Here is a 5,260-nt window from a genome sequence, read left to right on the forward strand (position 1 = left end):
TCAGTGGAGGAACTGACGCAATTACTATTGGTTTTCGACCAGCCTCGGGGATTGCACCATTCAGTCGCCATTACCGGAGGCGAGCCGCTATTGAGAGTTGCTTTTTTGGAAGAGCTTTTCCCTCGGTTAAAGCAGGAAGGTTTCAACATCTACTTGGAAACCGCAGGCGATCTCTATCGCGGCCTCTCGAAAGTAATTCATTGGGTTGATTATATTTCGATGGACATCAAAATCCCGAGCGTCACTCGCGACAAACCGCTTTGGGAACAACACGAAGCCTTTCTGTCGATTGCAAGCCAAAAACAAGTCTTTGCCAAAGCGGTGGTCTGTTTTGATACGACGGACGAAGAAATCCAAAAAGCCGCCTCCATCATCGCTAAAACCGCCCCCTCGACCTTACTGATTCTCCAACCGGTTACCCCCTGCGGACAAATCACCCAATCCGCCACCCCCTCTCAGTTATTAAATTGGCAAAAACTATCCCGTCAACAAATCCCCAATGTAAGAATAATCCCCCAATGCCACAAACTAATGGGTCAGCTTTAGGTTAACTTAGATTTCAGCCATCAGCCCCAAAATCAGAGGGCAAACTTATAACGCGCAATACAATCCTTTCCCTTAAAATGCGTAAAATTTGAAATCCGATGTTGACATGGGAGAATTTTCGGAGGTAGATTCTTTAGCACTCTAGCAACTAGAGTGCTATTATTGCTCGTAAGATGCAACTAATAAAATCAAATAGGAGGTGGTATCTGGATGAAACTACGTCCGATCGGCGACAAAGTCGTTGTTAAGACCCTGGAATCTGAGGAAATGTCGGTAGGCGGCATTATCCTGCCCGATTCCGCTAAAAAGAAACCGCAAGAAGGTACCGTCGTTTCTGTCGGCCCCGGCAAATTGCTCGATAACGGAACGAGAGCAACTATGAGTGTTAAAGAGGGTATGACTGTCATTTACTCCAAATACGGAGGAACTGAAGTCACTGTCGAAGGCGTCGAGTACACCATTCTTGACGAAGACCAGATTTACGCGATTAAAGAATAGGAATTCTGATTAGAGGAGAATTAAGTCATGGCAACACCGAAACAACTTGTTTATAATGAACAAGCCCGACGCGCGCTAGAGCGCGGCGTCAACCAAGTGGCCAACGCCGTTAAGGTGACATTGGGACCCAAAGGCCGGAACGTCGTTCTGGACAAAAAATGGGGCAGCCCGACCATCACAAAAGACGGTGTAACGGTCGCCAAAGAGATCGAACTGGAAGATCCGTTTGAGAACATGGGCGCACAGCTTTGTAAAGAAGTCGCGTCAAAAACCAACGATGTCGCAGGCGATGGCACTACAACTGCTACCGTTTTAGCTCAGGCGATGGTAACCGAAGGTCTGCGCTATGTGGCAGCCGGCGGCAACCCAATCGCTGTTAAGCGCGGCATGGAAAAAACCGTCGATGCAGCTGTTGCTGCTATCCGCGAAGTTGCAAAGCCAATTACCGAAAAGGAACAGATCCAATTTGTAGCTTCAATTGCCGGTAATGACTCCGAAATCGGCGAACTCGTCGCTGAGGCGATGGACAAAGTCGGCAAGGACGGCGTCATCACCGTTGAAGAGAGCAAAGGCACGACCACCAATCTGGAAGTCGTTGAAGGCATGCAGTTCGATCGCGGTTACATCTCCCCCTATTTCGTAACCGATCCCGAGCGCATGGAAGCTATTTTGGAGAATCCGTTAATCCTTCTTTATGAGAAGAAGGTCTCCAACGCGCAAGATTTCCTGCCGGTGCTGGAGCGAATCGCATCCAGCCGACAGCCACTCTTACTCATCGCTGAGGATATTGAAGGCGATGCGCTGGCCACCCTCGTGGTCAACAAGATCCGTGGCATTCTCACATGCTGCGCCGTCAAGGCTCCTGGCTTTGGCGATCGCCGCAAGTCAATGCTCGAAGATATTGCCACCCTGACCGGCGGAAACTTCATTAGCGAAGACCTCGGCATCAAGCTTGAAAACGTTCAGCTTTCCGATTTAGGCCACGCTAAGAAGGTCGTCATCGGCAAGGAAGATACGACAATTATCGAAGGCGCCGGCGCTCCTGAAGCCGTTCAGGCTCGAATTGCTCAGATTAAGAAGCAGATTGAGAACACCGACAGCAGCTACGACCGCGAAAAGCTACAAGAGCGATTGGCTAAGCTTTCCGGCGGCGTTGCCGTTATCAAAGTGGGCGCTGCGACTGAAACCGAGCTTAAAGAGAAGAAGCATCGCTACGAAGACGCACTGAGCGCAACACGCGCAGCCGTCGAAGAAGGCGTTGTTCCCGGCGGCGGTGTCACTTTCCTGAACATCATGCCCAAGCTCGAAGGTATCGGCGACGATGCTGACGAGAAGACCGGCGCTGCAATCGTCCGCAAGGCGCTTGAAGAGCCTCTTCGCCAGATCGCTTTTAATGCCGGTCTCGAAGGCAGTGTTGTGGTTGAAAAGGTTCGCGGCCTTAAGCCCGGCCACAGCCTCAACGCCGCTACCGGTGAGTATGGCGATATGGTCAAGTTCGGCGTTGTCGACCCGGCCAAGGTGACCCGTTCTGCCTTAGAGAACGCAGCCTCCATTGCCGGTATGGTCTTAACGACCGAAGCGCTCGTCGCTGAAAAGCCCGATACCAACAAGCCTGCTCCTATGCCTGGTGGCCCAGGTGGAATGGGCGGCGGTATGGGCGACTACGGAATGTAGTTTCGGCCATCAACCAAACCCAAAATCAGCCCGACGCACCACGTCGGGCTGATTTCTTTTAACTATGTCATTGCGAGGAAGGGTTTGTGCCCGTGGCAATCTCCTCCTGATCTTATGGCTAGAGGGGACTTATCAGAAGGAGTCTCTAATCGATACGGCCCGGAGGTCTACTCAGGGATACGGGGTTTTCTTTAGAATGAGTGTAAAAGAAAGGCTCCATGGCTAACCTCTAATTCCTTGCTTGCCTAGTAACGGGAGGATGTGCTAATATTTCTTTCACGTGTCTTAAAAGGAGCTGTTTGTTATGCGTGCCGGAACTCCCCTAACCAATCGCCCTGATACCCGCAGATTGCCTGTAATTGCGATTGTGGGGCGACCAAACGTGGGTAAATCCACCCTTTTTAACCGAATGGTCGGACGGCGGATTGCCGTTGTTGAGGATACTCCCGGAGTGACTCGCGATCGGCTTTATGCTGAGGCGGAATGGCGGGGTATTCAATACAGCGTCGTCGACACCGGAGGGGTTTTAGTTCAAAACGAAGACCCTCTAATCGAACAGGTTCGCGTCCAGGCACAGGTGGCAATAGAAGAAGCGGATGTAATCCTGTTTGTAACAGACGTAGTTGAAGGGGTCACACCTGCTGATCAGGAATTGGCCGATTTGCTCCGTGGTTCGGGTAAGCCCATCATAGTTCTTCCTAACAAAGCGGATAACGATAAGCTTTGGGATGAGGCGAGCGAATTTTATGCTCTTAACATTGGCGATGTAATGCCGATATCCTCAGTGCATGGTAGTGGTATTGGAGATGTGCTTGATAAGGCAACCATTCTACTTCCTCGAGCAAAAAGCGATGAGGCAGAAGAAGAGGGTATTAAACTTGCCATTATTGGTAGGCCAAACGTCGGCAAGTCTTCCCTCATAAACGCCATCACCGGTGAAACTCGCGTAATTGTTTCAGATATCCCCGGCACAACTCGCGATCCGATCGATACCTTCATCGAATGGGATAACCATCCCATCACGTTGATCGATACGGCAGGGTTGCGTCGACCAGGTAAGGTGCAGGGTTCAATTGAATTTTATATTACCCTTAGAGCTCAACGAGCGCTCGATCGCGCCGATGTCGCGATGGTGGTTATCGATGGCAGCGAAGGACTAACCGATGGCGACAAACGCGCTGCACGTTATGCTCATGAGCGTGGGCGAGCAATGGTCTGGGTGGTCAACAAATGGGACCTCGTTGAACCGCCTGACGGCAATCCCCACCAACGCAGCGATTTGAAAATTGAATTTGCCCAGAAGATCGCCGACCAGATGCCAAGCACCGCCTATGCGTCTGTGGCTTTTGTGTCGGCCTTAAAACACACAGGATTAGACCCAATGCTCGATACCGCCATAGAAGCGGCAGATAATCACGCATTCCGAATCAGCACCGGCCAGCTTAATCGTATCATCCGAGACGCGGTTTTCGAGCGTCCGCCGACATATAAAGGTGACCCTCTGAAGGTCTACTACGCAACGATGCCTTCAACCCGTCCGCCAACGATACTTCTCTTCGTCAACAATCGAGAACGGCTGCATTTTAGCTATAATCGATATTTAGAGAATTGCATTCGCCGAGAATTCCCTCTTTCCGGCACCCCTCTTATCCTTAAGACCAAACTTTCCGGCGGTCATGAGCGAAATGAAAAGAAGGGTAAAAGATAATTTGCCGTGTCAATACGGCAAATTATCCCTTCAAACCATTTGCTTGACCTCAATGCAAAGTAGCGGTAAAATGAGTGTAAGGGAATGTGCTACAGAACCTGCATATACTCTAATAACAAACTCAAATCGCTGATTTTATAATTATATGGTCAAAATTGCTTTTCTTCATTCAGAGCTTATGGTGGGCGGCGCTGAGCAGATGCTCCAAAACGTAATGACACGCATGGATCGTACTCAGCTCGAACCTCTTGTAGCCACCCTTTATAACCGCGGTGTCATCGGTGAACAGTTAGAATCAAAGGGCATTAAAGTGCATGCCCATATGGCTCGGTCGAAGTGGGATCCCTTCGTAGGTTATCGCCTAATGCGTTTGTTTAAAAAAGAGAACGTTAAGGTTATTTATGTGGGCGATAGCGCACTGCCGATGTTTTGGGCAGGCTGGATAAGGCGGCGTAACCCTCAAATCAAGCTCGTTATCGCTTTTCACTCCACCGGAAAGATAGGCAATGTGATTCAATTCGCCATCGCTAACAGAATGGCTTTTCCTGTTACGGATCGCTTCATTGCTTTGGCAGAAACGCATAGAGAGTTTCTTTGCAAGAACTTTAAGTTACCAAAGAACAAGTTCAGCATTGTTGCAGGATGCACTGATACCGAGCGTTTCCAGCCAATTGATGATAAAGGAACTGCCAAGAAGGCTGTCGGGATTGAACCTGATGCGCCTGTCGTTGGAATTGTTGCTGCCTTACGGCCTGAAAAGAACCATTCGTTATTCATTAAAATGGCCGCTACCCTACATTCAAAGTTCCCAAAAGCCAAATTTATCATTGTAGG

Annotated in this window: 5 protein-coding genes; all 5 read left to right on the forward strand. The window is 49.7% G+C overall.

The features are described 5' to 3' along the window. A partial coding sequence (locus WCO51_09305) for a 7-carboxy-7-deazaguanine synthase QueE (GenBank protein ID MEI6513454.1) occupies positions 1–546 on the forward strand: 546 nt, incomplete at its 5' end. 210 nt (positions 547–756) lie between these two features. Beyond that, a complete protein-coding gene (locus tag WCO51_09310) occupies positions 757–1,044 on the forward strand; it encodes a co-chaperone GroES (GenBank protein MEI6513455.1) in 288 nt (95 codons plus the stop codon). A 27-nt stretch (positions 1,045–1,071) separates the two neighbouring features. Further along, complete coding sequence (gene groL / locus WCO51_09315) at positions 1,072–2,718, forward strand: chaperonin GroEL (protein MEI6513456.1); 1,647 nt, start codon at positions 1,072–1,074, stop codon at positions 2,716–2,718. A gap of 304 nt (positions 2,719–3,022) precedes the next feature. Next, positions 3,023–4,426, forward strand: a complete 1,404-nt coding sequence (gene der, locus WCO51_09320) for a ribosome biogenesis GTPase Der (protein ID MEI6513457.1) — start codon at positions 3,023–3,025, stop codon at positions 4,424–4,426. Positions 4,427–4,571: 145 nt separating this feature from the next. After that, positions 4,572–5,260 (forward strand): glycosyltransferase (locus WCO51_09325; GenBank protein ID MEI6513458.1); only part of this gene is annotated, 689 nt, incomplete at its 3' end.

This window comes from bacterium (genome assembly GCA_037131655.1).
Classification (GTDB): Bacteria; Armatimonadota; Fimbriimonadia; order Fimbriimonadales; family JBAXQP01; genus JBAXQP01.

What these genes read in the sequence shown, in the direction of transcription:
- WCO51_09310 (MEI6513455.1), top strand. Translation starts at nt 757, where the DNA reads ATGAAACTACGTCCGATCGGCGACAAAGTCGTTGTTAAGACCCTGGAA.
- groL (MEI6513456.1), top strand. Translation starts at nt 1,072, where the DNA reads ATGGCAACACCGAAACAACTTGTTTATAATGAACAAGCCCGACGCGCG.
- der (MEI6513457.1), top strand. Translation starts at nt 3,023, where the DNA reads ATGCGTGCCGGAACTCCCCTAACCAATCGCCCTGATACCCGCAGATTG.